This window comes from Bacillus sp. XB1 (assembly GCF_053557995.1).
Genome location: NZ_JBNRIL010000007.1, coordinates 27609 through 54416, shown reverse-complemented (window position 1 = coordinate 54416; position 26808 = coordinate 27609). Strand labels below are relative to the sequence as shown.

At 34.5% G+C, this 26808-nt stretch carries 29 protein-coding genes; 18 read left to right on the top strand and 11 right to left on the bottom strand.

Annotated features, from left to right (window positions below; translation table 11 throughout):
* Nucleotides 1–10: 10 nt before the first annotated feature.
* The 3 genes from ACK1U5_RS26450 to modA form a co-directional block, all read right to left on the bottom strand.
* Nucleotides 11–862, bottom strand: coding sequence for a GRP family sugar transporter (locus tag ACK1U5_RS26450; protein ID WP_000353544.1), 852 nt, complete (start codon nt 860–862; stop codon nt 11–13).
* A 300-nt stretch (nt 863–1162) separates the two neighbouring features.
* A complete protein-coding gene (gene modB, locus ACK1U5_RS26445) occupies nt 1163–1837 on the bottom strand; it encodes a molybdate ABC transporter permease subunit (protein WP_000020526.1) in 675 nt (224 codons plus the stop codon).
* Nucleotides 1838–1842: 5 nt separating this feature from the next.
* Nucleotides 1843–2649, bottom strand: a complete 807-nt coding sequence (gene modA / locus ACK1U5_RS26440) for a molybdate ABC transporter substrate-binding protein (RefSeq protein WP_001032231.1) — start codon at nt 2647–2649, stop codon at nt 1843–1845.
* Between the two features lie 133 nt (nt 2650–2782).
* On the opposite strand from modA, the gene ACK1U5_RS26435 reads away from it, so the two are divergent.
* On the top strand, nt 2783–3730 hold the full coding sequence (locus ACK1U5_RS26435) for a substrate-binding domain-containing protein (protein WP_000675609.1): 948 nt from the start codon (nt 2783–2785) through the stop codon (nt 3728–3730).
* Nucleotides 3731–3795: 65 nt separating this feature from the next.
* On the opposite strand, the gene ACK1U5_RS26430 is transcribed toward ACK1U5_RS26435, so the two are convergent.
* Together ACK1U5_RS26430 and ACK1U5_RS26425 are read right to left on the bottom strand one after the other, a co-directional pair.
* Nucleotides 3796–3897, bottom strand: coding sequence for a DUF3948 family protein (locus ACK1U5_RS26430; RefSeq protein WP_001060018.1), 102 nt, complete (start codon nt 3895–3897; stop codon nt 3796–3798).
* Nucleotides 3898–4151: 254 nt separating this feature from the next.
* The gene (locus ACK1U5_RS26425; protein WP_000423040.1) at nt 4152–5018 is read right to left on the bottom strand and encodes a LysR family transcriptional regulator; all 867 of its coding nucleotides are present in this window, start codon (nt 5016–5018) and stop codon (nt 4152–4154) included.
* A gap of 127 nt (nt 5019–5145) precedes the next feature.
* On the opposite strand from ACK1U5_RS26425, the gene ACK1U5_RS26420 reads away from it, so the two are divergent.
* Both ACK1U5_RS26420 and ACK1U5_RS26415 read left to right on the top strand, forming a co-directional pair.
* Nucleotides 5146–6114, top strand: coding sequence for a DMT family transporter (locus tag ACK1U5_RS26420; protein WP_058839661.1), 969 nt, complete (start codon nt 5146–5148; stop codon nt 6112–6114).
* 21 nt (nt 6115–6135) lie between these two features.
* Nucleotides 6136–6276 (top strand): YrzO family protein, encoded by a 141-nt coding sequence (locus ACK1U5_RS26415; RefSeq protein ID WP_061140073.1) that lies wholly within the window; start codon nt 6136–6138, stop codon nt 6274–6276.
* Between the two features lie 60 nt (nt 6277–6336).
* On the opposite strand, the gene ACK1U5_RS26410 is transcribed toward ACK1U5_RS26415, so the two are convergent.
* Nucleotides 6337–6432: a DUF3948 family protein gene (locus ACK1U5_RS26410; protein WP_064774791.1), complete on the bottom strand. Its 96-nt coding sequence runs from the start codon at nt 6430–6432 to the stop codon at nt 6337–6339.
* Nucleotides 6433–6769: 337 nt separating this feature from the next.
* On the opposite strand from ACK1U5_RS26410, the gene ACK1U5_RS26405 reads away from it, so the two are divergent.
* Complete coding sequence (locus ACK1U5_RS26405; RefSeq protein WP_000277777.1) at nt 6770–7375, top strand: lysophospholipid acyltransferase family protein; 606 nt, start codon at nt 6770–6772, stop codon at nt 7373–7375.
* A gap of 72 nt (nt 7376–7447) precedes the next feature.
* Here ACK1U5_RS26405 and ACK1U5_RS26400 read toward each other — a convergent pair whose 3' ends face one another.
* The gene (locus ACK1U5_RS26400; protein ID WP_001060007.1) at nt 7448–7543 is read right to left on the bottom strand and encodes a DUF3948 family protein; all 96 of its coding nucleotides are present in this window, start codon (nt 7541–7543) and stop codon (nt 7448–7450) included.
* Between the two features lie 305 nt (nt 7544–7848).
* Between ACK1U5_RS26400 and ACK1U5_RS26395 the strand changes: the two genes are divergently transcribed.
* From ACK1U5_RS26395 to ACK1U5_RS26370, 6 genes are all read left to right on the top strand, one after another.
* Nucleotides 7849–8826, top strand: coding sequence for a LacI family DNA-binding transcriptional regulator (locus tag ACK1U5_RS26395; protein ID WP_448814845.1), 978 nt, complete (start codon nt 7849–7851; stop codon nt 8824–8826).
* 160 nt (nt 8827–8986) lie between these two features.
* Entirely contained in the window at nt 8987–9316 is a 330-nt protein-coding gene (locus tag ACK1U5_RS26390) for a PH domain-containing protein (protein WP_001004251.1), read from the top strand.
* A 118-nt stretch (nt 9317–9434) separates the two neighbouring features.
* A complete protein-coding gene (locus ACK1U5_RS26385) occupies nt 9435–10271 on the top strand; it encodes a YitT family protein (protein ID WP_000248040.1) in 837 nt (278 codons plus the stop codon).
* Between the two features lie 138 nt (nt 10272–10409).
* Nucleotides 10410–10766 carry a YxeA family protein gene (locus ACK1U5_RS26380; protein ID WP_000728422.1) on the top strand — a complete coding sequence of 119 codons (357 nt, stop codon included), beginning with the start codon at nt 10410–10412 and terminating at the stop codon, nt 10764–10766.
* A gap of 737 nt (nt 10767–11503) precedes the next feature.
* Nucleotides 11504–12286, top strand: a complete 783-nt coding sequence (locus ACK1U5_RS26375; RefSeq protein ID WP_044584061.1) for a TatD family hydrolase — start codon at nt 11504–11506, stop codon at nt 12284–12286.
* 128 nt (nt 12287–12414) lie between these two features.
* Nucleotides 12415–13920: a DL-endopeptidase inhibitor IseA family protein gene (locus tag ACK1U5_RS26370; RefSeq protein ID WP_000513543.1), complete on the top strand. Its 1506-nt coding sequence runs from the start codon at nt 12415–12417 to the stop codon at nt 13918–13920.
* 35 nt (nt 13921–13955) lie between these two features.
* Here ACK1U5_RS26370 and ACK1U5_RS26365 read toward each other — a convergent pair whose 3' ends face one another.
* Nucleotides 13956–15605, bottom strand: coding sequence for a DUF2334 domain-containing protein (locus ACK1U5_RS26365; protein WP_030029832.1), 1650 nt, complete (start codon nt 15603–15605; stop codon nt 13956–13958).
* 239 nt (nt 15606–15844) lie between these two features.
* Between ACK1U5_RS26365 and ACK1U5_RS26360 the strand changes: the two genes are divergently transcribed.
* Nucleotides 15845–16375, top strand: coding sequence for a transglycosylase SLT domain-containing protein (locus tag ACK1U5_RS26360; RefSeq protein WP_000713248.1), 531 nt, complete (start codon nt 15845–15847; stop codon nt 16373–16375).
* A gap of 167 nt (nt 16376–16542) precedes the next feature.
* Here the strand turns inward: ACK1U5_RS26360 and ACK1U5_RS26355 are convergent, their stop codons facing one another.
* Nucleotides 16543–17337: a DUF4931 domain-containing protein gene (locus tag ACK1U5_RS26355; RefSeq protein ID WP_016119007.1), complete on the bottom strand. Its 795-nt coding sequence runs from the start codon at nt 17335–17337 to the stop codon at nt 16543–16545.
* Between the two features lie 136 nt (nt 17338–17473).
* Nucleotides 17474–17602 (bottom strand): hypothetical protein, encoded by a 129-nt coding sequence (locus tag ACK1U5_RS26350; protein WP_001998915.1) that lies wholly within the window; start codon nt 17600–17602, stop codon nt 17474–17476.
* A gap of 421 nt (nt 17603–18023) precedes the next feature.
* Between ACK1U5_RS26350 and ACK1U5_RS26345 the strand changes: the two genes are divergently transcribed.
* On the top strand, nt 18024–18158 hold the full coding sequence (locus ACK1U5_RS26345; protein WP_069605150.1) for an RAxF-45 family protein: 135 nt from the start codon (nt 18024–18026) through the stop codon (nt 18156–18158).
* A gap of 124 nt (nt 18159–18282) precedes the next feature.
* On the top strand, nt 18283–20163 hold the full coding sequence (abc-f, locus tag ACK1U5_RS26340; RefSeq protein WP_069605149.1) for a ribosomal protection-like ABC-F family protein: 1881 nt from the start codon (nt 18283–18285) through the stop codon (nt 20161–20163).
* Nucleotides 20164–20554: 391 nt separating this feature from the next.
* On the opposite strand, the gene ACK1U5_RS26335 is transcribed toward abc-f, so the two are convergent.
* Nucleotides 20555–20752, bottom strand: a complete 198-nt coding sequence (locus tag ACK1U5_RS26335; protein WP_000369254.1) for a hypothetical protein — start codon at nt 20750–20752, stop codon at nt 20555–20557.
* A 367-nt stretch (nt 20753–21119) separates the two neighbouring features.
* Here ACK1U5_RS26335 and ACK1U5_RS26330 point away from each other — a divergent pair, with 367 nt between their 5' ends.
* The 5 genes from ACK1U5_RS26330 (at nt 21120) to ACK1U5_RS26310 (ending at nt 26793) form a co-directional block, all read left to right on the top strand.
* The gene (locus ACK1U5_RS26330) at nt 21120–22847 is read left to right on the top strand and encodes an ABC transporter substrate-binding protein (RefSeq protein ID WP_061140075.1); all 1728 of its coding nucleotides are present in this window, start codon (nt 21120–21122) and stop codon (nt 22845–22847) included.
* A 103-nt stretch (nt 22848–22950) separates the two neighbouring features.
* Nucleotides 22951–23907, top strand: coding sequence for an ABC transporter permease (locus ACK1U5_RS26325; protein WP_000860748.1), 957 nt, complete (start codon nt 22951–22953; stop codon nt 23905–23907).
* 12 nt (nt 23908–23919) lie between these two features.
* Nucleotides 23920–24840 (top strand): oligopeptide ABC transporter permease, encoded by a 921-nt coding sequence (gene opp4C, locus ACK1U5_RS26320; RefSeq protein ID WP_000451080.1) that lies wholly within the window; start codon nt 23920–23922, stop codon nt 24838–24840.
* A gap of 10 nt (nt 24841–24850) precedes the next feature.
* On the top strand, nt 24851–25831 hold the full coding sequence (locus ACK1U5_RS26315) for an ABC transporter ATP-binding protein (RefSeq protein WP_000030767.1): 981 nt from the start codon (nt 24851–24853) through the stop codon (nt 25829–25831).
* Nucleotides 25828–26793: an ABC transporter ATP-binding protein gene (locus tag ACK1U5_RS26310; RefSeq protein WP_001294486.1), complete on the top strand. Its 966-nt coding sequence runs from the start codon at nt 25828–25830 to the stop codon at nt 26791–26793. The genes ACK1U5_RS26315 and ACK1U5_RS26310 overlap by 4 nt, the downstream gene beginning before the upstream one ends.
* Nucleotides 26794–26808: the final 15 nt, after the last annotated feature.

Here is a 26808-nt window from a genome sequence, read left to right as displayed (position 1 = left end):
GAATATAAGATTATGCTTTTGTCATACCAAGTAATACAGCGCCGCCGATAATTAAAACACTACCTAGTGCAATAAAGATCAATTGACGTTTTGTTTTCTTTTCACCTAAGAATACAATCGCACCGAATGTTGAGATAACGATTCCAGTTTGAGATAATGGGAAGCTTGTTGCTACTCCAACACGTGGTAATGAAAGAAGTAAGAATAAGTTTCCAGTTCCCCATAGTAAACCAGACAAAGCATTACGGATTGCATATTTGTTAAACGGTTTATGTTTAGACGTCAGTACAACCGCACCAACAAACATACCAACTGCTTGTGGTAAAATAGCAGACCAACCATCAATATTATACCAACGAATAATAATTACATATACAAGATAGCCGAAAGTAGAAACAATTAAAGTAAGAAGTCCTTTTTTCAATTGTCCAGGTGGCTGAGCATTTTCTTTATCATCTAATGATGTGAATACAACACCAACTACAATTAATAGGATTGCAATCGTTCCCAGAATGATCGTTGTAGTAGTAGTCCACTCACGGAAAGCGATAACCCCAAAGATAGAAGTTGCAACAAGTTGCATACCAGTAGAAATCGTTACAGTAGTTGAAACACCTAGTTTTTCAACTGTTTTTAATTGGTTTACTTGTCCTAAAGCCCAGAATAAACCTGAAATAAAACCAACAATTAAGATTGTCATTGTTAAAGCTGGTTGAGTAAATACATACATAATTGTTGCGAAGAATAGAGCACCGATTGTCATACCTACCGTTTGGCTATATGCACCACCGCCCATTTTTACGCTTACTAATAAGATGTTTCCCCATGCAATTGCAGGAAGAAGCGCTAATAAAATGTCCATTACAAGACTCCCTTCGGTTTGCTATACCAATATAGTTACATATCGTTCTAACGATCGGTAATGCCCCACTAATAGAGTAGAAGATTACCGATCGCTAAAACAGGATGAAGAATTCACAATATAAATGCGTTTTCATTTCTTCATTTTTTGAAACACCTCCATATAATAACAGGAAATTGCCTATTTTAGAAAGTGAATTCAAATAAAATGTATATTTAAATAAGAGGTAAAATTCAGTTATTTCCCATTGGTATATTTTATTTCCTAAGAAATAAAGAAGCAGCTTCGACAAAAGCTGCTTTAAGAGTTAGTAATTCTTTTATTAATAAGTTGAATACATAGTAGAAATACGAGTGACATACCGATAGTAATAACTACAAGTGTCCAGGCGAGTTGCATATTACTTGCATCAATAGCCATGTAAATTGCAGTTGGGATTGTCTGTGTTTTACCAGGAATGTTCCCAGCAAACATGAGTGTAGCACCAAACTCACCGAGCGCGCGGACAAAGCTCAAAATCATCCCGCTTAGTAAGGCAGGAAATGCGAGTGGAAGTGTAACGTGCAGAAAAACTTGATATTCACTTGCGCCAAGGTCACGAGCACTTTCTTCAATTTGTACATTTGCGATAGAAAATCCCGTTTTCGCTGATTGGTACATAAGCGGAAATGCAACAACTGTAGAAGCGATAATCGCAGCAGTAGATGTGAACATAATAGACTGCTGAAATAATGATTCAACCCACTTTCCGATCGGGCTGTTGTTTCCAAAGATGATAATGAGAAAGAAGCCGATAACAGTTGGTGGAAGTACCATTGGTAATAAAAATATGGTTTCTAATAGTACTTTATATCGCCATGAGGAGCGAGCTAGTGCTCGCCCGACAATTGTCCCTAAAATTGTAACGAGAATAGTGGCGCACGCAGCTACTCTTAAAGATAGAAAGACAGGCGATAAAATAGCATCAATGCTCATAGTGATTACGACAGAACTGTAAATCCATATTTCTTAAAGATAGATTGTGCATCTTTTGACTGCAAATACTCATAAAATGAAGTCGCCTCTTTCTTATGTTTAGATTCCTTTATAACACCTAAAGGATAGTGGATTGGCTCATGAGAAGTAGCTGCTGCTGTCTCACCAATCTTTACTTTATCCGAAATGAGAGCATCTGTTTTGTATACGATGCCAGCATCGACATTCCCTGTTTCTACATATGTTAACACTTGGCGAACATCTTTTGTAAATACGACTTTATTTTGAACATCATTCCAAAGGTTTTCGTGTGTTAGAGAAGCCTTTGCATATTTGCCAGCAGGTACAGATTCAGGTGTACCAAGTGCAATTTTTTTGATTTTCTCATCTTTTAAATCTTGAAATTTTGTAAGTGAACTATCTTTAGGGATGACTAGAACTAGTTCATTTCCAAGAAGATTTTTCCCTTCTTTTTCACTAATGAATCCTTTTTTTACAAGGGTTTGGAATTTATCTCCTGCTGCAGAGAAGAATAAATCAGCAGGTGCACCTTGTTCAATTTGTTGTTGAAGTGCTCCAGAAGCACCGAAGTTAAAAGAAAGTTTGATATTTGGCTCTTTTTCTTTATATTGTTTTTCGATTTCTTTTAATGCATCTTGTAAGCTTGCAGCAGCTGAGATAGTCAGTTCAACTGTTTTATCCTCTTTAGCAGCTGACTTTGTATGCTTTTCCCCACTTGTACAAGCAGCACTAAATATAAGAAGGAAAGAAAGTATAAGTGCCCCGATGGAACGTAATGTAAATTTATTCATAAAAAAATCCCCTTTCGTTTTGATACATCTAATTATAACTAATTATATCTAAATATAACTAGTTATAATTGAATGTAATTTGAACATATATCTATTTTTAAAAAATAGGAGAAATATTCTTTTCTTTGTTACAATGAAAGGAGAAAGTGAGGAATCGTCTATGGATCATCATTCCTACACAACGGAAGAAGTAGCAAAGCGATTAAAAGTATCAAAATTAACTGTATACGACTTAATTAAAAAAGGAGAACTTCCTTCTTATAGAGTTGGTAGACAGATGCGCATTGATGCAGCAGATTTAGAACAATATATAAAGCAAATGAAAACAGGGAAAATACAAGGTACTCCTGTAAAGAGCGAAGATAGTAGAGGCTTGGATACATGTATTATTAGCGGACAAGAACTAACGTTAGATATGTTGGCAAAACGTATAGAAAATCGCCTGCCAAGTTCAAATATATTAAGGGCATATCAAGGTAGTTTAACGAGTTTAATAAAAATGTATCAAGGAGAAGGAAGTATCGTTAGTCTTCATTTGTTTGATGGAGAAACGGGTACATATAATGTTCCTTACGTAAAACGTATTTTAGTTGGACAACCATGTACTATGATTAATTTATTAGCAAGGAACGTTGGGTTTTATGTGCAAAAGGGAAATCCTAAAAATATAAAAACATGGGCCGATTTATCTCAATCATCTATACGATTTGTAAATCGAGAAAAAGGTTCTGGTATTAGGGTGTTAGTCGATGAACAATTGCGCATTCAAAAGTTAAATAAAGAACGTATTAGTGGATATGAATGGGAAGAATCGAATCATCTTGGTGTTGCCACGCAAGTTGCAAATGGAAAAGCTGATGTAGGAGTAGGTTCAGAAAAGTTTTCGCAAATTGTAAATGTGGACTTTATTCCAATCATGAAAGAACAGTATGATTTAGTAATTTTGAAGAATAAAGAAAATGAAGAGTTGATTGAAGTTGTAAAAGACATTCTGCAATCGGAAGAATTTCATAATGAATTAAATGCGATTGGCGGATATGATATTACGAAAACAGGTCAAATTGTATGTGAAACAAACTAAAAAGCTGCTTGTCTATAAGACGAGCAGCTTTTTCTATATATAAAGGGGGTTGGGGAAACAAAGTGTTAAACAAGACCTTGAGCAAGTGTATAAATGAAAGCCGTAAGAAGAGTAGCTCCACTTGCAAGTCCGATAAAGTCTGATTTGTTGAAAGTAATGTTGTTCATTATAAACTCTCCTTATTTGTTTAATGTAGTTGCAACAGCTTTTGCATCGACAAGTGCGGATAGCACCATGCTCATTGTATTTAAAAATTTATTTGATTTCATATTGTTCATCATGCGTATCCGCTCCTTTTCGAATTGTTGTTGCCCTGCTTATGTCTTAATTATAGGAAATATGGCTACTTGCAACTATCGAATTAGCTTACGAAAGACTTACACTTTTGTAAGAAAAAAAGACATTCATGTAAGAATGTCTTTCACAGCATATTGATATGATGATGGTCTTCAATTGTTTTTAAAAAACTACGCATTGAATTCGTCATATAGCTATCTTTACGGCGTATGAAAACCGTTGAAATACTGCCGTATTTTTCAGGGATTGCATGACAATGTACCTTACCTGCTTTAGAAAGATGATGGACAGCAGACTGTGGTACGAGTGTAATTCCGAGGCCGAGTGCAACGCTGTTTAATATTGTCTCTAATATATTGAATTCCATAATTCTTTTTGGTAGCAAACCTTCATCTTTAAGCCAACGTTCTAGTTTGGAGCGGTATCCACATCCTTGGTTAAAAACGAGTAGAGGCGTTGTTGTAAATTCTTCTATATGAAAGGCTTTATTTTGTGTTATAAGCATTAATTTCTCTGTACTAACATCGTATTGTTCGATTAGTGGATGTTTAATAGGACCTGATATAAAGGCGCCATCCAATTGATGATCAAGTACTTCTCTAATTAATTCTTCTGTTAGACCCGCTTGTAATGATAAATCGACATTTGGATAGCTTTTATAGTAAGAAGATAAAATGGTAGGCAGTGTACTTACTGTTTCGACTGTACCGATTTTTAATATACCGGAGGGTGTTTCGCTATCTAAAAATACTTGTTTTAGTTCGTCGACATCTTGCAAAATTTTACTAACATAAACGAGCATTTTTCTTCCTTCAGCTGTTAAAGTCATTCCTCGTTTATGGCGGTAAAAGAGTGGGGTTTTTAATTCGTTTTCTAGTTGTTTAATACGTGTAGTTACATTTGATTGTACATAATTTAATTCCTTTGCTGCGCTACTTACACTACCCTGATCGGCAACGCTTTTAAAGATTTGTAAGTCTCGTAATTCCATTTTGTAATCCCCCTTGATGTTAACTATCATTATAAATGATAGTTAACATCATTTTGAATCATTTTACGTGATATATTTTTTCTTTTACAATTCTCTTTGTGCAAATAGAAAGAAACGGGGGATTGCGGTGAGAAGAGGTCAAATGATAATAGGGGCTGTAGCGTGTTTAATTGCGAGTATGTCATGGGGAGCGATGTTTCCAGTTGCTGATCATGCGCTAGAATACATAGATCCATTTTATTTTTCGCTTATTCGCTATGGAGCAGTGGCGATAATGCTGATTGTATTGTTGTTAGTGAAAGAAGGAAAACAGGCATTTCGTTTAGAGGGAAGAGGAAAGTTACTCGTCTTTTTTGGAACGATGGCATTTACAGTATATAATGTCCTCATATTTTTAGGGCAAATGTTGATGGGTAAGTCGGGTGTAATGGTAGCTTCCATTATGGAAGCACTTATGCCGATGATTTCTATTTGTATTTTATGGGGATATAAGCATATAAAACCGAAGAAGTATATGATAACGAGTATGGTTATTGCTTTTGTAGGAGCTGTGTTTGTTATTACAAAAGGTGACATGAGTTTCTTTGTAACATTGAAAGATAATATGTTCCCATTAGCATTTATATTTATTGGTGTTATAGGCTGGGTTATTTATACGATGGGTGGTCAAACGTGTAGTGATTGGTCAACATTACGTTATTCTACGTTGACGTGTGTATTCGGTACGACTGTTACAGGAATTATAACGGTAATTATTACGTGGCTTGGATATGTTTCAGTTCCTAGTATGGGAACGATTTCTATTGTGAAATATGATTTGTTATTTATGATGACATTGCCAGGTATTGTAGCGCTACTTGCTTGGAACTACGGTGTGAAAATTTTATCATCCATTAATGGGATTTTATTTATTAATTTTGTACCAATTACGACTTTAGCTATTATGATGATGCAAGGGTATCAAATCACAATGTTTGATATTATAGGGACTGTACTTGTTATTGCAGCACTTATTCGCAATAACGTTTGCCAGAGAAAAGAAGAAAATATAAATAAGAGAGTTTTACAAGAAGAACAATTACGTCAAGCTGTTTAATAGGCAAATGGAGGATTTCACATGTTAGAAAGTTTATTGTTTTTCTTCGCCGTCGGAGTTGGCTGTGAGCTTGCAGCAATTAATCGAAATGGTCGTAAAAAGATAAAACAACAAGCTGAGCTGATACAGCTTTTAAAAGAGTTGAAAGAAAGAAAAAATTAAAAAGACGACCGGGCATAGATGGTCGTCTTTTTCTATATAAAGGGGAAAGGGGACACAAAGTTATACAAGCATAGCAGCGTAAATAAAAGCAGTAAGAAGAAGAGAGCCGCTAGCTAATCCTAAAAAGTCTAATTTGTTAAAAGTGATGTTATTCATAATACATTCTCCTTACTTGTTTAATGTAGAAGCAACAGCTTTTGCATCGAAAAGAGCCGATAATACCATGCCCATTGTATGTAAGAAATTGTTCGTTTTCATTTTGTTCATCATATTAATCGACTCCTTTTCGAATAATTGTTGCCCTGTTTCTGACTTAATTGTATGAAATATAGTAAGAAGTAACTATCGAATTAGCTTACAAGAAAATTACACTTTTGTAAGAATTGAAATTTAACAATTCATACTTATTTTTATTACCAACTCCTAAAACTTAGTGTTATAATTGTTGTAAGAATATGATTATACTTCGGATGTTTAGAAAGGAACGAAATAAATGTATAAACCAATTACATTTTTGTTGAAATATATATTTAAAACAGCTGGGAAAGTAGAAGTGCAAGGAAGAGAAAAGCTACCAGAAGGTGGTCCGTATGTTGTTGCGTGTACACATACAAGTTTTATGGATGTATTAATGTTAGCTACAGGGATGTACCCAACTCAAATTCATTACATGGCAAAAAAAGAATTATTTGAAGGGAAATTCAAAAATTGGTTCTTTAAAAATGTAAATGCATTCCCTGTAGATCGCGCGAATCCGGGACCGAGTACACTTAAAATTCCATCACGTTTATTAAAAGAAGGAAAGGTAGTAGGGATTTTTCCGAGTGGAACGAGATCAGCGGAAGATGTTTCATTAAAAGCGGGTGCTGTGACAATTGCGATGCGTTCTAATGTACCTTTAGTGCCGGCAGCTTATGTTGGTCCATCAAGTGTAAAAGAATTAATAAAGGGGAAAAAGGCAAAATTGATTTTTGGAGATCCGATTCAAATTGAGGCTGGAGAACAAATAGATCGAAAAACCGCTATGAAAATGATGACAGATCAATTAAATGAGAAGTTTGAGGAGTTAAAAGAAGCTTTGCAATCAAATCAAAAATAAGAAAAGACGACCGGGCATAGACGGTCGTCTTTTCTATTACTATTTATAATAAAGGGGAAAGGGGACACAAAGTTATACAAGCGTAGCGGCGTAAATAAAAGCAGTAAGAAGAAGCGAGCCACTAGCTAGTCCTAAAAAATCTAATTTGTTAAAAGTGATGTTATTCATAATATATTCTCCTTACTTGTTTAATGTAGAAGCAACAGCTTTTGCGTCGATAAGAGCGGAAAATACCATGCCCATTGTATGCAAGAAATTGTTCGTTTTCATTTTGTTCATCATATTAATCCGCTCCTTTTCGAATAGTTGTTACCTTGTTTCTGACTTAATTGTATGAAATGTTGCGGAAAGTCACTATCGAATTAGCTTACAGAAAAATTACACTTTTGTAAGAGAAACAAATGAAGGTGTAATGATAAGAAGATTTGACATATGTTCATGAGATTCATTAACTTAAAGATAGAGGTGAGTGCATGGCTAATATTAAAGATATCGCAAAGATGGCGGGAGTTTCAGTTACGACTGTTTCGAGAGTGTTGAATGATCACCCATATGTAAGTGAAGAAAAAAGGAAAGCGGTTATAGAGATAGTTGAGAAATTGAATTACTCGCAAAACGCAAATGCTGTTCATTTATCAAAAGGAAAGACGAATATTGTTGGTGTGATTTTACCGTATATTAATCATCCGTGTTTTGATGCGATGGTGAGCGGAATGATGGAGATTGCGTTAACTCATAATTACAGAGTGTTACTTTGCCAAACGAATTATAATAAAAAAGAAGAAATGAAAAGTTTACATATGTTAAAAACAAAACAATTGGATGGTCTTATTATTTGTTCACGTGCAAATGATTGGGAAACGATAGAACCGTATGCTTCTTACGGCACAATAATTGCTTGTGAAGATAATGATATTTCAAACATCTCAAGTGTATATACGAATCATTCAGCGGCCTTTCAATTAGGAATGGATTATTTGATTGAGAAAGGTTATAAAAAAATTGGCTATTGTACGGGAAGAAAATTAGGGCCGAGTAGTCAAAAGCGTTTTGATGTTTATAAACAGCAATTGCAATCTATAGATGAAGAGGTTAACGAAGAATGGGTTTTTACAGAATGTTTTACACTAGAAGATGGTGTAAAAGTGGCTCATAAGTTAAAAGAGATGCAGGATCTTCCTGGAGCATTAATAGTAGCAGGTGATGAAGTTGCGATTGGGGTTATGACAGAGGTTGAAAAATTAGGGATTCAAGTTCCTGAGGATTTAGCGATTATTGGCTTTGATAATCAACCTATCTCGCAAGTGTTACAATTGACAACTATTGATCAAAATTTAAAGGAGATAGGGAAAACTGCTTTTGAAATGTTGCATAGAAAAGTGAATGACGAGAGTTCTAAACAAGAAAAGCTGGAAATTCCATACGAACTTGTGGAACGCTCTACAGTTTAATCTTAATCCGTTATGTGTATAATCGCATAACGGATTATTTTTTTGAAATATCTTTGACAGGAAACGCGTTTCATACTTTATAAAGGAGTTAAACCGGTCTGTAATATCCATGGATTCTTTTCAAGTGTTAAAGCAGTGAATAGAATTTGGAGGAATATGCATGAATGAACTTTTATCGAGTATGAAAAAGTATGTAGATGATGATGAAAAGATTTTGGTTTTTGTGGTAGGGATCTTTGAGAAGGATAATTTCATGTTATGTTATCAACATGGAATTTTTGTTGCCACTACTAGACGCCTCCTGTTTTACGGGAAATTTCCTTACTATCCTTCAACATTTAAAGAGTACTCATATGTGCATATAGATAGCATAGATTTTCATCCGTACTTTGAGTTTACTTGTAATCATGAAACCATTCGCGCTAAGTATATTCAGAAAGGGAATGTGGAGCAATTTGTCCGTGCAGTTAGAGCAAATATGAATAATTAATCAACCCTCTGTTTAAACATAATATTTCAATTTTTAAGAGGGAAAATGCGGAATAAAAACCACTTCTAAACCTCTAGGAGATAGTGATACAATGTCAAATGGGGGGAGGGTATGAACTATGGTTAATCAACGTATAAAGGAAATAACACTAATTACAATTGGTTCATTATTATTCGCAATTGGTATTAATTACTTTGCAATTCCAAACCGTTTATCGGAAGGTGGAATTATTGGTTTAACGGTTGTTACGTACTACTTATTTGATTGGTCACCAGGGATTGTGAATTTTGCTATAAATGCAATTTTACTAGCTATTGGTTATAAATTTTTTGATAAGAAAACAATGATTTATACAATTTTAGGGATTGTAGAAACATCTTTGTTTTTATACGTTACAGAACATATTGAGTATCATGTAAATAGTGATACATTATTAGCAGCTTTATTTGCTGGTTTATTTGTGGGTATTGGATTAGGCTGTATGTTCAAAGCCGGAGGTACATCGGGAGGGTCAGCAATCTTAGCTCGGTTAGCAAATCAATATTTAGGTTGGAGCGTAGGTAAAGGCGTACTAATTATTGATATTGTTGTAATTGCTGGTTCTGTATTTATAATAGGGCAAGAAAAGGCAATGTATACACTTGTAGCTGTGTTCATCGGAGCGAAGGTGATTGATTTCATTGTAGAAGGAATGGATACAAAAACGGCTGTTACGATTATTTCGAATCAACCAGATTTAATTCGTGAAGCTATTACGAAAAATATGACACGCGGTGTTACTGTATTAGAAGGGCGCGGCGGATATACTGGTAAAAATAAAGAAGTTTTATATGTTGTTATTAATAAACAAGAGCTTGTTAAGTTAAAACAAGTTATTAGCCGGGTAGATGAAGATGCTTTCGTTGTTATACATGATGTACGTGATGTACTTGGCGGTGGCTTTAAAGCAAGCTAAAAGGTGAACGAGTAAATTCGTTCACCTTTTTTAATTCTTACAAAAATGTAAGTGTAATGTAATGAGATTCAATAGTAGATTTTATTCCCCCTTTTTAAAATGGATGTATATATATCCTGCAGAGGAGGAATGTTTATTATGAAGAAAAAAATGATCACTACTATAATAGCGATGATAGTGATAGTAGTAATGTTACTGCCTACGAAACTTGGACCGGTTATCGATAAATATAATCCATTTTATAAGACGAAAGAATACTATACGGTTGTGAATACAATTGGTCAGCATATTGGTGATGAGTGGTATGAATATGAATTTATTGCATTCGATGAACGTGGTAGAGAGCAGAAAATAAAGAAAACGGTTAAGCATATGTTAAAGAGAGATGAAGCATTAAAGGTTTTTGCGAAAGGACGTTACGGTGAATCGATTGAAGAGATTGAGGTTGCAAATATTCCTATAAATGCGAAGAGTAAACTTTTAACGATGAGATAGTGAAATATACCCCCAGCTATTTTTTGTCGAAAATAAAAATACTAGGTAAGGGTATTTTAGGGGTTAGCAAAAAAGCCTTAGTCCATATAGACTAAGGCTTTTTTATTATATAAAGGGGAAGGGGGTACATTGTAGTAGCATGGGTGAAAGGTATAAGAAGAGTAGCTACTAGCAATGCAATTTGGTTATGTGATTGTTCTTCTTATTTGGCTTACTTTCTAACTTTATTGTACGAAATATAAGTAAGGGAAACTATCGAATTACATTACACATAACTTACAAACATGTAAGTCTTCTGTAATGTAATTCGATAGTTAAAAGATAGTAATTTTCATATAGTGTAACTAGAAAGTCTTAATGTATTACTTTCTGTTTGTAATGAAGAATGAAAAACCAACTAATTTTTAATAATCCTCATCTGAATAAAGATGAGGATCCTTTTTTAAACCTTACAACATTGTAAGGTTTACGTAAGTTAATTCGATAGTAAATTTGTCATATTTTTTGCATAATAGATACAGATAGAAAAATAATTAGGGATCTAGTAAGAAGGGAGAAAAATGGGATGCGTAAAGAAGAAGTAGTGAAGTTACCAATTAAAGATTTCTGTAGCTACTTTACTGTTGCCGTAGTGTGTATTGGATTATTTGATATCATAACAAACTTAATTGTTAAATAATATAGATGCTAAAACAAGAAAGGAAGTCCTTTCTTGTTTTTTTTATGGGGGCATAAAGATGAAATGGATTGATAGTCATATACATGTTGATCAATATAAGGATGAAGAGAAGAACAGATTACTGAAAGAGGTGGAAAATAGTAATGAAATAAAGGGGCTTATTGCTGTATCTATGAATTATCAATCTTGTAAGGAAACGTTATCTTTAGCTAAGAAGTATTCCTTTATATATCCAGCGATAGGGTTTCATCCAGAGCAACAGATTCATAAAGAAGAGTGTGAACAGATTTATAAACTTATTGAACAGAACGCAGAGGAAATTGTTGCGATTGGTGAAGTAGGTTTGCCCTATTATTTGAGGAAAGAAGATGAAAGCATTGCTGTAGATCCATACATAGCTGTATTGAAAAAATTTATAGAACTAGCTAGTAAGTATAATTTGCCGATTATATTACACGCAGTTTATGAAGATGCTGACATTGTATGTGATTTGCTAGAGAAATATAAAGTTTCACGTGCACACTTCCATTGGTTTAAAGGAAGTGATGAAACAATGAAACGGATGATGAAGAATGGTTATTATATTTCGATTACACCGGATGTTTTACATAAGGAGAAGATTAGAAAAATTGTTTCGTATTATCCGCTTGAATATATGATGGTAGAAACAGATGGACCGTGGGAATTTCAAGAGGGTGTTATAACGCACCCGAGAATGATTCGAGATGTATTAAAGGAAATTAGTGTTATAAAAAACATATCTGTTGATCAGGTTGCAGAAACAATATATGAAAATACCATTCGATTTTACCCCGCTATTTGCCGGGGATTAAGACCCTGACTGATTAAGGTTTCGCTTTATTTGAAAGGATAGGAGAGGTACTCTTATTCTTTTTATTATGGATATTTTTTCTAATTTTTTCTATAATTTATGATATGTTTAATTTGATGAAGGAAGTAGGGGAGAAAATGGGGAAAGCACATAAAAAAATAGCTATTACAATGATGATCGGTGCACTTTCAGTTGCAGCGTTTGGTTGTGAAGCGGAAAAGAAGGCTATAAATCCCAACGCAACGCAAGAAAGTAAAGAAGAACAAATTGATCCAGTAGTTGAAAAACAGATGAAAGAAACTGAGAAAAACGGGAATTCGGTTGGAAACAGTTCTAATAAAGGGAAGATGGCAGAGAGTAATGGATGGGTTTACTATGCGGTAAATGGTGATAAAAATACAGGAGGCATTTATCGTACGAAAGATCAATTTCAGACTTCGGAACGTGTAGTGGAAGGTGTAAATGCTTCTTACATAAATATAAAAAACAAAGCTTTATATTTTATTCATACGGATGAAGAGAAGAATGCGGGATTATCTTCTTTAATGAAGTATGATATATCAAATAAAAAGTTAGATACGTTAAAAGCGGATACAAATTATGTTTATATAAAAGATCAAACTTTATTTTATCCGAAAAAATATTCTGAGCATGGTGGTTTTGATATTGTAGGGATCGCAAAAATCAATTTGAAGACGGGACAGGAAGAAGAAGCGGCATTTAAAAATTCTGGTTGGTCTCGAACGATAGATGATAGTATTCTACATTGGAATAAAAATCGTGGAACACAAATGACAAAAGATAATAAAACTTGGTCAAAAGAAAATTATGCAACAATATCTAGTGCTACGTATAATAATGAAAAATTATATGCTGTTGTCGACTTTTCGTTACCTTTTGAAACAAATGAAGCTGAGCATGGCATATATGAAATAGACGTTCAACAAAATAATGAAAAGTTATTGGTAAAGGATGCCTTGCAGATGAATGTGAAAGGGGATACTTTTTATTATTTAAAAAAGGATGGAGTATATAAGAAGAAAATAAATGGTGGAAATGAAAAGGTAATTTATAATAAAGCGGTTGAACCAACTAAATCCTATTTATATTTTGTAGCAGGAGATATGTATCTCTATACGGATAATGGAACTATCATGAATTTGGATACAAAGAAATCAAATGAAGTAAAAGATAAGAAGCTAGCAGATAACGTTATGTTACAGAAAGTATGGAATGCACAGAAGGAACTGACTAATGTTCAAATGGCTGCACTAACAGGAAACCCAAAACGAGTAGGGGATTTTTCATACGGGGAATTAGTGAACCCTATTTATAATAAGAAAGATAATTTAGAGACTACGCTATCTACGTACTTCTCAAAATCATTTATTGCACAGTATATGAAGAGTAAATATATTAAAGAGTTAAATGGAAAAATGCACTATGCTATTGGAGATCCAGGGTCAAAAGCAGCAACTAAATTTACAAAAATTATTTCTGCCGAGTTAAAGGATGGGAAAATAAAAGCGCAGGTAGAAACGTATAATGACTATGATAATGTAACGGAAAAAGTAGAAGTTGAATTTATTTATGAAAATAATCAATGGGTTATTAATAACATGCCACGTTTTGGTTTAAGTTAAAAAAACCACCAAGCAGAATGCTCGGTGGTTTTGTATTAGGATTCTAATTTTCTCGCACGTTTTAATAATAAAAGAAAGACAATGATAACGAACCCCAGTATAAGGAAGAAGCCATATTGCTTTATATAATCAATTATGTCATTCGCACTGGTTGGTTTTTCAACGTGAATGCCGTCTTTATTCGTCGTAATATGAATATCTTTCATTTTTACTTCATTCTTTTCCTTTTGTAAATCAATCCATTCTATATTTGGAATACTTTCTAGATCTTTTAACACTTCTTTTAATGGTTTCACACCTAAGTAAGGATGATAAAATGCCCCAATAATCCCATCGGATAATTTAGAAACAGATAGAGCACGTTCTTTCATTTTAGCGATAGTTTGTGGCGTATCTTCTTCAATAAATCCGACTGTTTCAGGCAATAGTTTCATTCCATGTAAAAATGACGGAGTACTTGTATAATATGGTGAGTGCATGGATTTCCAAGTTGTATCATTTAACTGTAGTTGTCCTACATAAGTTGAAAAGTACCTTGATAATATTTCATATCCTTTTTGAGACATCGTGTAATGAGGTGCTTCAAAGGCAACAGGATATAGTTTAGCATCTACAAGTTCTTGAATTCCTTTTTCAATATGATTTTTCGTATATTTTTCCTCGAATTCTTCCCCTTTTTTTACATATTGGTTATATGCCTCTATATTTGGAAAGTCATCTTTTGTCTTCGGTTTTTCATGCTTCGGTTGGCGAATTGGTTGATCTGTTTTGACATCCCAAAATTCAAAGCCCTCACCTGTTTCACTGTCATAAAATTGGTGAGTATAACCATGCATAATAATTGCTGCACCATCATCTTGCATAGAGCGTAAAAGATCAACTAGTTCTGGTTTATCTTTTAAATGTATTATCTTTCCTGTATCTGGATCTTTATATACCGGAATAACAGTAATCATGTAAGGCATCTTTTTCTCTTTTAGTAATTTAGCAATTTCTTTCAATTGATTTATATCTGCTGCTGGGTGAACATCCTCAAGACGTAAATAAGCTTCAACTTTATTTTTCGTTGGTTTTTGGCTGAAATAAGAAAATAACATTTCACCGACGTAATGAGACATCCAGTCAAAGAGGTTAGGTGTTGCGACATAATAAGATATTTCATGCTGAACGATTAGTGGGTTAGTGTTATTTGAGCTTAAAGCGTTAGCAAGCACAGTTCCATTCGTATCAAATGATTGAATTAATCGTTCCTCTTCTAAGGTATTTTTTAGCTTCTTTTCTGGATATTCAATTTTATTAACTCGTATATCGTCACTCTTCAATGTAATGAAAGAAAAACGCTTAGATAATTGTTCAACATTTTGTCCTAATACTAATACAGGGCCGGAGAAGTTTTCTAGAAATTGTTTCGTTTCATCAGAAAACGCTTCTTTTGTTTCACCGATATAAACAATATGTGTATAGGAGGATACGTTATTAATTGAAGTTGCTTCTTTTAAGTTTTTTACGGTTATATCATTTGTAAAATGTCCTAATTGAGTATTAAGGATTTGGACATTATTTGAAACTTTATCGTCTTGTGTACTATACAAAACAAGTACTTTTGGTTTTGATGATGTTTGTGCAGAGGTGTAGGTAGGGATGAGTAGTAAAATGCTGAACAAGAGTGTTAGGCATTTTTTCATTTTGTACGCTCCTATTCTATATATAGAGTTTAGTTTACAATTATATACAAAAAATGCGTTATAGTCTATGAAAGTTACATTTTTGCACGTATTTACCAGCTGTTTTTTCACAAAATCGGTCTAAAGCATGATGATAATACGTATAGTTATTTGCTATGATAAAAGAGTAATAGAATGTAGGTAATTGTAAAGGGAAGGCTGAAAGGGGACAAATTTCAGCGGAGAAAGAGGTAGAGGTAGTGAAGAAATTCTTTGTAGGATTTTTAGTTGTTCTTGGAGTATATTTATATTTCCAAGGAAAGTCTGAAGGAATGGATAAGCTAGTGAATGGAACAAGCTATGTTGATTCAGAAGAAGCAAAACAGATGAAACAAATCATTATAGAGGAAGCGAAGAAAGTAAATCTTCCGGAATGGATACCTCTTGCAATTGCCGAGCATGAAAGTCGATTAAATCCAAGAAGTGTTGGAGATAATGGAACTTCATTTGGATTGTTTCAACTACACCGCGGCGGCGGGCTTGCACCAGAACATTTAACTGATGATGAGCTGAAAGATCCACGTACAAATGCGCAAATTGCAATGCCGCATTTAATGAAAGGATATAAGCGTGGGGTGCAAAAAGGTTTGACTGATTTTGCATTACTGAAATATATAGCGAATACATCTGGATGGCCAGGGAATTTAGGGCCAGAGTGGACGGATAATAACATGAAGTATAACATCGGATTAGAAGATGTGTACTATCGAAATAAAGGTGTAATAAAGTGAAACTTTAATCAGTGGGGGAGTCTGTTCATCCCCCGCTGATTATTAGTCTTCACCAATCGGGCTTTTACGAGCAGTTAATCTTCCGCCTAACTTCTAGCGTTTTCCGGATTTTGAGGTGGAAGTTTTACTGCTCGTTAATGCGGGGTAAAAGAGTAGGTTTTCTATACCTACTCTGTTTTTTTATGAATAATTTCATCCTTTTCTTTCGTGAAATACTGCGTGAGTTGTATTTTCACCTCTTCTAGTTTTGTAGAAACTTGCGGTATTTTATATCCTACATACAATGGTGAAACGACAAATCTAGGTACAACTTTACAAATGATTTTTCCATTTAAGTAATAGAAGAATAAGTTATAACTACTGCATCCTTTATGGAAATCTATCAGTATGTAACGTACAGTTTGCTGAATGTAATTTGCCATTTCATCTATATATGAAATATTATCAATGATTATATTGAATTCAGTGAAGCCAATAATGGGATGCTCTGAAATATTAAGCTCAATGCGTTCATTTTTTTGAACAATTACTCCTTGGAAATTTTCTTCTTCAATATTTTCAAGATAATTTACATATTTCATTCCGATAATTTGCATGTGTGCATGATGCAAACTTCCACCTGAAAATGGACCGTGATTTTTGTATAAAATTACAGATGCAAATTCTTCGTTCTTCTGTAAGTGTAACCAATGTTGAATAGAAAATTGCATTAATTTTCGCATATGTTCTTCTGTATATGTTGCGATATGATCTTCGCAATTATCCGTTTCAATCAGCACCGTTTGAAATGTATCTTGTAATGTAGGAAATTTATTTTTTAACCAAATAATAGAACCATCAGTTGCTAAAATATCCGTTAAATGTTCTTTATCGCAAAATGGACATGCAGCGCTTCTATTCCGAATACTTTCTGGTTTTTGTTTACCGATATCGTTTAAAAAATATAGTTGTTGTGTATCCATTTGTATATATGCCCCTTTAAAATATGTGTAAAAATCCCGCTTAATACATTCGGGAAAAGGAGAAGGAAATCCTCTAAAGACAATATGGAAAAAATAAAAGACAAGATATCCTCATTACGATAGGGTACCTTGTCTTTTATTTTTTCTCTAATAGTGTGTATGGATAATATAGAACATTTTCATTATTTTTCTTTTTTCTATTTTTTATTGTGTATAAAGTGATTGCTGTGCTTGCAATTATAATAATGGCTTTCTTCATATTCATATACCCCTTTTTATTGTTGGTTTAATTCTTGGCTAACTGCTTTTGCATCGACTAAAGCGTGTAAAATCATTTTCACCATGTTCATCATATTTCTTCACTCCTTTTTATAGTTCATTTAGTTCTTTTACAACTGCTTGTCCGTTCACTAATACCTCAAAGATTGCTTTTACGATTTCTTTCATCATGTTTGTTTCCTCCTTGTGTTTGTCACTCTTGTTTTACATCTTTATTGTATAGGGAGGCATCTTTTCGTACTATCGCTTTCCATTACGTGAACATAACAGTTTTGTAAGATTTGATGTCACTTATTGAAATGTTTAGTCTATCTTCATTATTTTCAGAAAAATTACTATTCAAACATGAAATTGGAAAGTATAATAAAGAAGTAAGTATTAAATTCCGTACGAAAGGGGTGAATGAGATGAAACGTTCTTTAGCTACGCGTGCCAAATTTTTAGATTTTATCTATTTTTGTCGTGCGATTTTTCATGATGTAGTTGTTAACGGGATACGTATGCCCTTTTTTAACAATTGCATAGTGACTATTGAACGATAGAAATCTCTTCACCCATTTTTAATAAACGTGTGAAAAGGGAGCTATTTGGCTTCCTTTTTCTATGCCGAAAACCATGGGGAATGTTTCTTTCTCATGGTTTTTTATATTGAAAGGAGTACGGAAAATGACTATTTGTAGTGTAAATAATGTAACGAAATCTTTTGGTGGAAACATCATATTTGAAAATATATCGCTTGAAATAAAGAATGGTGAACGTGTTGGGTTAGTTGGTCGTAACGGTAGTGGGAAGACAACAATCTTTGGGCTTCTAACGGGAATGGAGAGTTTGGATGCAGGAGCCATTCATATGAAGAAAGGTACACGTATTGGTCATGTCGCACAAATTCCGAAGTTTGATGAGGCCATGACTGTATATGATGTATTGAGTTCCGCTTTTAAAGTAGAAAAGGAATTAGAAAAAGAAATGCATGCTCTAGAAAAAAATATGGCGGAGGAGCAGGAACAATCTGCTTTGCAAAAGCTAATGGAGAGGTACGGAGTAATTCAAGAAAAATTTGCATTTCTCGGTGGTTATGAAATAGAGGCAAATATAATGAAGGTAGCAAATGGCTTACAAGTCACAAACTTATTTCCAAGAGTATTTACGGAATTAAGTGGAGGAGAACAGACGAAAATAAGCCTTGCATATATGCTATTGCAGAAACCAGATTTACTTCTATTAGATGAACCAACAAATCATTTAGATTTGTTTGCAGTTGAATGGTTAGAGAAATTTTTAAAAGAATATAATGGAACAGTTATGGTTATTTCACACGATCGCTATTTCCTTGATGAAGTTGTAACGAAAATTTTGGATTTGGAAGATGGAGAGATTCACGTGTACCATACGAATTATTCTCAGTTCGTTGAGGAGAAGGAAGAAAGGTTACTTCAAGAGTTTCAAGCTTATCAAGAGCAGCAAAAGAAAATAAAGAAAATGAAAGAAGCAATTAAGCGCCTACGTGAATGGGCAAATCAAGCGAATCCTCCGAATGAAGGATTGCATAAAAGAGCGAGGAATATGGAACGTGCGTTAGAGCGTATAGAGAAATTAAAGAGACCGATTTTAGAAAGAAAACAGATGGGTCTTCAGTTTGAAGGGCAAGAGAGAAGCGGAAAAGATGTTGTTGTAATGAAAGAAGTGAGTAAAGGTTTTGCTGGCCGATCTTTATTTGAACAAGCGAATTTACATGTTCGTTTTCAAGAGCGTGCTGCTATCGTTGGTCGTAATGGTACAGGGAAGACTACATTATTAAAACTACTATTAGAAGAAATAAATCCAGACGTTGGTGAAATTCGAATTGGTAGTAGTGTCAAAATTGGTTATTTATCACAACATGCATATGAAAATATGAAGAGTAATGTATTGGAAGCATTCAGAGAGAATGTGGCTGTAACAGAGGGAGAAGCAAGACATATATTAGCTAAGTTTTTGTTTTATGGTCCAGCAGTATTTAAGAAAGTAACGCAACTTAGTGGTGGAGAAAAAATGAGATTAAGACTTGCGCAACTTATGTATCAAGACATCAATTTTCTAATTTTAGATGAGCCGACAAACCATCTTGATATTGAATCAAGGGAAGTTTTAGAGGAAGCTCTTGAGCAATATAACGGGACGATTTTAGCTGTTTCACACGATCGATATTTTTTAAATAAGTTATTTGAAAAGACGTACTGGATTGATAGATGCAAATTATTTGAGTTTGCAGGAAACTATGCATGGGCTCGTCAAAAGTGGGAGGAAAAGCTTGAGAAGCAAGTAATAAAGCAGAAACGCCAAGGGAGAAAAAGTGTTGAAACGGTTCCTGTAAAAGAGAAAGAAGCTAGGAATCTTGAAGAGATTGAAAATGAGTTAATGCATGTAGAAGAAGATATATATGCAATAGAATGTGGAATGGAACATGTAGCTGATGTTGAAAAACTTGAAAAATTATATGAGGAAAAAACGAAGAAAGAGTTGTTACGAGCAGATTTATATAATGAATTAGAGAATATTGTGGAGTAATGAGTAGAAAGCCACTTCCTTTCAGTTTTGCTGGAGGAAGTGGCTTTCTTCATAATGATATTTTGCTTTAAAGGTTAAATGAAGCGATGTGTTTCACGTGAAACAGTAACTTAGATAAATCCGTGTTCCTCAATTTGCATAGCTTGTGAAACATATGAAAATAATAAGGTGAAAAATAAATGTCATTAGTGGTTTTTGGATAGGAGTAATTACAAAAACAAAGGCTAATTATTTCCCGAGAGATAAAGTGAGGGCCTTTACGGGCACCCCGACCCAGACCTAATTTCTTTTGCTTTCGCTGAATTTTGAGGTGGGGGTCTTACTGCACGGCAAATAGCGGGATAAATATGTGTAACAGAGACTAGTGAATGGAAACGAAAAGAGAGCAAAGTTACAGCTTTACGCGCTGAACTCTGCTCTCTTTTTGCGTGGCATCTTCTCTCGTTGAAATTATAATAGCGATCCCGAGCATAATAAAAAAAGCTAAAAAGAGGACGAACTTTGGGAAGAACGGGAATAGTAATAGCGCTCCGACTATCATAATTGTTAATAATACGTAGTGCAGGACGTATTGGAATAGGTTGTCCATATTTTCGCCCCCTTTTTGGTAATTGGTTATTAGTATTCTATGTTTCATGCTGAAGGAATAGAAGTAGATTTTTAAGTTTTAATACGAATTATAGCTGAGTTTTCTTAAAGTATAAATGTAGAGTGGTAATTTTGGAAAAATTCTCAAAATATTTATTTAGAAAGAATTGACAAAACATAATGAACGATATAAGCTAATAACCATAAAGTCTACCGGAAAGGTCGGAATAAGATTGTTACCCCTCAAAAACATCTATTTTTTTCTGATTAAAACCGACTTTTCCGATTGGCTATAAATGTGCTGTGGGAGGCATACATAAGCTAATAAGTTCAAAGGGTATAACTATTAAACAGTTAGGGTGGGGACAATGAAGAAAAAGACAAAAAAATGGGCTGGTGTATTTTCAGTATTACTGAGTAGTTCGCTTGTGTTATCTGCTTGTGGGGGACAGGAGGATACGGCTTCTACAGAGCCGGTTAAGCAGCAGGATTTAAAAAATGTGAAAATTGAAAAGATTGCTGCGACAGATAAAACGAAAGTGCCAGACAAAGCGAAGAATAGAAAAGATACGTTAGTAGTTGGTATTAGTAAGCCAGGCGGCGTATTTTTACCATACTTTCAACAAAATGGTTGGGATGGAAACGTAACTTCAGTTATTTTTGCATCTCTCGTATCAACCGATAAACAAGGGAAACCAATTCCAGAATTAGCTGAGAAGTGGGACGTTTCTTCTGATCAGTTAACATATACATTCCATTTACGTAAAAATTTGAAATTTAGTGATGGATCGCCATTAACGGCGGATGATGTAGCTTTCACATTGACGCTTTTACATGATAAGGCATATGAAGGTGAAGTAGATATCTCTCAATATGCCGTTAAAGGTGGTAAAGAATATAAAGAAGGAAAAGCAACTTCAATTGAAGGTATTCAAGTTGTTGATCCACAAACAATTAAAATTACAACTGAAAAAGTGAATTCACAAGCTATATTTGTTTTAGGAGGTACAGTACTATCAAAAGCTTATTATGGAAAAGATTATAAGCAAAATACAAGCTTAGATTACTTAAAAGATTTATATGGAAAGCCATTAGCTGCGGGTCCATATAAATTTGAAAAGTATATTCCAGGTCAAGAAGTTCGTTTTGTTGCTAACGAAAATTATTATGCGGGTAAACCAAAAATTCAAAACTTTATTTATAAAATTACTTCTGGTGATACGAAGCTTCAGTTATTCCAAACAGGAGAAGTTGACCATACTGGCTTAGGTACCGGTGATGAGGTTCTTGAACAGGTTAAGGCTTTAGAATTCGCAAATATCCAAATCGAAACAGCGCCGTCATTTAGTTATATTTATATGAATAATAATAAGCCTTACTTAAAGGATAAAAAGGTTCGCCAAGCACTTATTTACGGATTAGACCGCAAAAAATATGTTGATACAGCGTTAAAAGGATACGGTACAGTAGCCAATGTACCAATTCATCCAACTTCTTGGGCTTATACGGAAGAAGGAGTTAATAAATACGAATACGATAAAGGAAAAGCGAAAAAATTATTAGATGAAGCAGGGTGGAAAGTTGGTTCGGATGGAATTCGTGAAAAAGATGGTCAAAAATTAAAACTTTCTTATTTCGGTCCAAGTTCGGCTAAAGATAGTGATTTATTAATTCCGATTGCGAAAGAGAATTATAAAGAAATAGGTGTAGAGTTTAATCCTGAATTTATGGACTTTAATACGATGCTTTCTAAGGTAAACAAAGGAGATTATGATTTAGCTTCCGTTTCGACACCGATTACAAGTGACCCGAGTGAAACAGCTGGTGAATATTTGTCTACTGCAAATGAAACTAGTCTTGGTTATAAGAATGCAAAAGTAGATGAGCTAATTCAAAAAGGTATTGAAACTGTAGATATCGAAAAGCGTAAACCTATTTATAAAGAATTGTATAAAGAATTAAGTGATGATCCACCAGTAATTCTATTAAACTACCGTAGAACAATTACTGGTTATAACGGGAATATAAAAGGAATTGATCCTGAAAAGTACAACAGTATTAGTGCAAACTTACCAGTATTATCATTTGAAAAATAACGATAAGAATGTATAAGTAGAAGACATTTTTTCATTCGGTTAGTAATGTGCCGCTTTGAAAAAATGTTCTTCTATTTTAAGCATAAGATTGGAGAGAAAAAGGGTGAAAACATATATTGTTCGTAGGTTGTTACAAATGATTCCTACACTGCTTGGTACATCAATTATTATCTTCGTCCTGTTCGCACTTCTTCCTGGGGATTATATTGATTCAAACCCGAAAATTACACCGGAAAGAGCAGCTGAACTGAGGGAATTATATGGGTTGAACAAACCGATTGTTGAGCGTTATTTTCATTGGTTAGGTAATGCATTGCAAGGGGACTTTGGCTTCTCGCTTCAATATCAAGAGCCTGTAACGTCATTATTAAATAAATTTATTTGGAATTCTTTTAGTGTAGCAATTATTGCATTGTTTTTTATTTGGCTAATTGCACTTATTATCGGTGTATTCTCGGCGACGAAGCAACATTCTTTATTCGATAAACTTGTAACAATCGGTGTTTTTGCAGCAATGTCATTCCCTTCATTCTTTATCGGCTTGTTTTTAATTAAGGTGTTTGCGGTTGACTTTAAGTTATTACCGATAGGTGGAATGATTGATGTTGGCAGTAATTCAACAGGATTTGCTTACGTGATAGAAGTTGCAAAACATATGATTTTACCAGTATTTATTTTGACGCTTCTCGGGGTTGGCTCGCTAACTCGGTATTTTAGAACAAGTATGTTAGAGGTTGTAAGACAAGATTACATACGAACAGCAAGAGCGAAAGGTTTGAAGGAGAAGACGGTTATTTATAAGCATGCATTAAAAAATGCAATATTACCAGCAATTACGTTATTAGCATTTGAATTACCGGGATTGTTTTCTGGGGCAATTATTATTGAACAAATTTTTAACTGGCCAGGGATTGGTAATATTCAATTAGAAGCATTAAATTTTCGTGACTATACAGTATTGATGGCATTTACGATGTTTCTTTCTTGTTTAACAATCGTTTCAAACTTTTTAGCAGATATCGTATATGCAGTTGTTGATCCAAGAATTCGGTTGAAGTAAGGGGGGAAAGAAATGGAGACTGTTACAGTAATTACAGAAAAAAAAGAAAAAAAGAGCAGAAGCGAATCATCACCATGGCGACAAGCTTTTAAAAAGATAAAGAAAAATAAGATGGCACTTGTAGGGTTTTATGCATTAATTTTTATGTTTTTATTTTGTTTTATCGGTCCGTTCTTTTCTCCATATGCATCAGGGAAAATACAAGTTGCGCTCATTAACAAACCACCTAGTGTTTCTCATTGGCTTGGTACAGATCAATTAGGAAGAGATATTTTAACAAGGCTTATGCAGGCGGGACGTATTTCATTAACCATTGGTTTAGCTTCAATGGTTTTATCGGTTATACTTGGAGCTTTATTAGGAGCGATTGCAGGTTTTTATCGTGGTATTGTGGACAATATTATTATGCGGCTTGCAGATATTTTAATGTCAATGCCAGGATTACCGCTACTTATTATAATGGGTGCGATTTTATCAGAGTGGAAAGTACCGTCTGATTATCGTTTGTATGTCATTATGATTATTTTAAGTCTAGTAGGTTGGCCAGGGCTTGCACGCCTTGTAAGAGGGCAAATTTTATCACTTAGGGAGCAAGCATTTATGCAAGCTGCGGATGTGTTAGGAATAAAAGATTACCGGAAAATTATATATCACTTAATACCTAATGTTTTACCCATTTTAATTGTTGTATCCACATTAGGTGTTGCAGGTTCTATTTTGGGAGAATCCGCACTAAGTTACTTAGGTCTTGGAGTCGTTCCACCTACACCATCATGGGGGAACATGATTAGCGCAGCTAACTCATTAATCGATTTCCAAAAGCGTCCATGGTTATGGATTCCGCCCGGTTTTGCAATCTTTATAACAGTTGTATCAATTAATTTACTTGGTGATGCACTTCGTGATGCGTTAGATCCAAAGATGAGACGGTAGGTGAGAAGATATGAGTAAAGCGGTAGTAGAGCTGAAAGACTTACAAACACATTTTCAAACTGACGAGGGGACAGTAAAGGCTGTGAACCATGTTAGCTTTGCGGTTCGAGAAGGGGAAACAGTTTGTGTAGTAGGAGAATCAGGTTGCGGAAAGAGTGTAACAGCTTTATCTATTATGGGGCTTATTGCTGAATCTGGTAGTGTAGTGGGTGGAGACATTTTATATGAAGGAAAAAGTCTTTTAGGAATGAAAGAGAAAGAACTTCGTAGTTTACGAGGCAATGATATTGCAATGATTTTCCAAGAACCGATGACATCGCTAAACCCCGTCTTCACTGTAGGGGAGCAAATTGTAGAAACGTTAAGAGAGCATGAATTACTTAGTAAAAATGAAGCATATAAGAAGGCAATTGAGTTAATTCGTAAAGTTGGCATAGCCCGCGCTGATGAAATCGTCCATTCTTATCCGCATGAACTGAGCGGTGGGATGTTACAACGTATTATGATTGCTGTTGCGCTTAGTTGTAATCCTAAGTTATTAATTGCAGATGAACCAACAACAGCTCTTGATGTTACCATTCAGGCTCAAATATTGGATCTACTAAGACAAGTGAAAGAAGAATTTAAAACGTCGATTTTATTAATTACACATGACTTAGGTGTCGTAGCGGAAATGGCTGATTATGTTGTCGTTATGTATGGCGGGAAAGTTATTGAAGAAGCCCCAGTACTAGAGATATTCCAAAATCCAAAACATCCTTATACGAAAGGATTATTGAAATCAAAACCAGTAATGGGAAAACGAATAGATAAACTATATTCTATTCCAGGGCAAGTTCCGAATTTAGTTGGTTTAGGTGAATTTTGTTACTTTAGTGGGCGTTGTGAGCATTGTATGGAAATATGTGAAAAAGAAGCCCCAAATCTAAATGTAAATGATGAAAATCATAAAGTAGCTTGCTGGTTATATGAGGAGCGTGCGGAACAATGAGTGAACCATTATTAGAGGTGAAAAACCTAAAGGCATATTTTCCAATTAAGGGTGGCGTATTTAGTAGAACAATTGGGCATGTAAAAGCAGTTGATGGAGTAAGTTTTACTATTAATAAAGGTGAAGTGTTTGGTCTCGTTGGTGAATCAGGGAGCGGGAAAACAACAATAGGAAAAACAATTTTACGCCTCGTTCAAAAAACGGAGGGAGAAGTGAAGTTTAAAGGGAAAGATGTTCATTCTTTATCCAAGGATGAATTAAGAAAACATCGCCCTAATATGCAGCTCGTTTTCCAAGATCCATTTAGCTCATTAAATCCGAGAATGAGAATTGGAGAAGCGCTTGGAGAGCCAATGTTGGCCCACGGATTAGCAACGAAAGAAAATGTGCGTGAAAAGGTAATTGAAGTATTGGAGTTATGTGGATTAGCTCCTTATCATATTGACCGGTATCCCCATGAGTTTTCTGGTGGACAACGTCAGCGTATCGTAATCGCAAGAGCTATGGTATTAAATCCAGAATTCATTGTAGCTGATGAACCTGTAGCGGCACTAGATGTATCTATCCAAGCACAAATTATTAATTTATTTAGTGAGTTACAGGAGAAAAGGGGATTATCTTATTTATTCATTTCGCATGATTTAAGTGTAGTAGAACATTTATGTACGAAAATCGGAATTATGTATTTAGGTACGATTGTGGAGACAGCACCGCGTGATGAGTTGTTTACCAATCCGCTACATCCTTATACGAAAGCATTGTTATCAGCTGTTCCAATACCAGATCCAACAGTGAAGCGAGAACGAATTATACTAGAAGGGGATATTCCAAGTCCAGCAAATCCACCTTCGGGCTGTCGTTTTCATACACGTTGCCCATTTGCAACGGATGTTTGTAAAAAAACAGTACCAGAATTCCGTAATGTTGGTGTAGAGCATTTTGTTGCTTGTCATCACGTATAAAAAAGGACTCTTTCA

Excerpts from the sequence above, each read along its gene's own strand:
- ACK1U5_RS26385 (WP_000248040.1), top strand. The coding sequence starts at position 9,435 with ATGGTTAATCAACGTATAAAGGAAATAACACTAATTACAATTGGTTCA.
- ACK1U5_RS26400 (WP_001060007.1), bottom strand. The coding sequence starts at position 7,543 with ATGAATAACATCACTTTTAACAAATTAGATTTTTTAGGACTAGCTAGT.
- modA (WP_001032231.1), bottom strand. The coding sequence starts at position 2,649 with ATGAATAAATTTACATTACGTTCCATCGGGGCACTTATACTTTCTTTC.
- ACK1U5_RS26435 (WP_000675609.1), top strand. The coding sequence starts at position 2,783 with ATGAAAGGAGAAAGTGAGGAATCGTCTATGGATCATCATTCCTACACA.
- abc-f (WP_069605149.1), top strand. The coding sequence starts at position 18,283 with ATGACTATTTGTAGTGTAAATAATGTAACGAAATCTTTTGGTGGAAAC.
- ACK1U5_RS26405 (WP_000277777.1), top strand. The coding sequence starts at position 6,770 with ATGTATAAACCAATTACATTTTTGTTGAAATATATATTTAAAACAGCT.
- ACK1U5_RS26335 (WP_000369254.1), bottom strand. The coding sequence starts at position 20,752 with ATGGACAACCTATTCCAATACGTCCTGCACTACGTATTATTAACAATT.
- ACK1U5_RS26330 (WP_061140075.1), top strand. The coding sequence starts at position 21,120 with ATGAAGAAAAAGACAAAAAAATGGGCTGGTGTATTTTCAGTATTACTG.
- modB (WP_000020526.1), bottom strand. The coding sequence starts at position 1,837 with ATGAGCATTGATGCTATTTTATCGCCTGTCTTTCTATCTTTAAGAGTA.
- ACK1U5_RS26365 (WP_030029832.1), bottom strand. The coding sequence starts at position 15,605 with ATGAAAAAATGCCTAACACTCTTGTTCAGCATTTTACTACTCATCCCT.
- ACK1U5_RS26315 (WP_000030767.1), top strand. The coding sequence starts at position 24,851 with ATGAGTAAAGCGGTAGTAGAGCTGAAAGACTTACAAACACATTTTCAA.
- ACK1U5_RS26425 (WP_000423040.1), bottom strand. The coding sequence starts at position 5,018 with ATGGAATTACGAGACTTACAAATCTTTAAAAGCGTTGCCGATCAGGGT.
- ACK1U5_RS26380 (WP_000728422.1), top strand. The coding sequence starts at position 10,410 with ATGAAGAAAAAAATGATCACTACTATAATAGCGATGATAGTGATAGTA.
- ACK1U5_RS26395 (WP_448814845.1), top strand. The coding sequence starts at position 7,849 with ATGGCTAATATTAAAGATATCGCAAAGATGGCGGGAGTTTCAGTTACG.
- ACK1U5_RS26370 (WP_000513543.1), top strand. The coding sequence starts at position 12,415 with ATGGGGAAAGCACATAAAAAAATAGCTATTACAATGATGATCGGTGCA.
- ACK1U5_RS26310 (WP_001294486.1), top strand. The coding sequence starts at position 25,828 with ATGAGTGAACCATTATTAGAGGTGAAAAACCTAAAGGCATATTTTCCA.
- ACK1U5_RS26390 (WP_001004251.1), top strand. The coding sequence starts at position 8,987 with ATGAATGAACTTTTATCGAGTATGAAAAAGTATGTAGATGATGATGAA.
- ACK1U5_RS26375 (WP_044584061.1), top strand. The coding sequence starts at position 11,504 with ATGAAATGGATTGATAGTCATATACATGTTGATCAATATAAGGATGAA.
- ACK1U5_RS26450 (WP_000353544.1), bottom strand. The coding sequence starts at position 862 with ATGGACATTTTATTAGCGCTTCTTCCTGCAATTGCATGGGGAAACATC.
- ACK1U5_RS26430 (WP_001060018.1), bottom strand. The coding sequence starts at position 3,897 with ATGAACAACATTACTTTCAACAAATCAGACTTTATCGGACTTGCAAGT.
- ACK1U5_RS26350 (WP_001998915.1), bottom strand. The coding sequence starts at position 17,602 with ATGAATATGAAGAAAGCCATTATTATAATTGCAAGCACAGCAATCACT.
- ACK1U5_RS26415 (WP_061140073.1), top strand. The coding sequence starts at position 6,136 with ATGTTAGAAAGTTTATTGTTTTTCTTCGCCGTCGGAGTTGGCTGTGAG.
- ACK1U5_RS26410 (WP_064774791.1), bottom strand. The coding sequence starts at position 6,432 with ATGAATAACATCACTTTTAACAAATTAGACTTTTTAGGATTAGCTAGC.
- opp4C (WP_000451080.1), top strand. The coding sequence starts at position 23,920 with ATGGAGACTGTTACAGTAATTACAGAAAAAAAAGAAAAAAAGAGCAGA.
- ACK1U5_RS26355 (WP_016119007.1), bottom strand. The coding sequence starts at position 17,337 with ATGGATACACAACAACTATATTTTTTAAACGATATCGGTAAACAAAAA.
- ACK1U5_RS26345 (WP_069605150.1), top strand. The coding sequence starts at position 18,024 with ATGAAACGTTCTTTAGCTACGCGTGCCAAATTTTTAGATTTTATCTAT.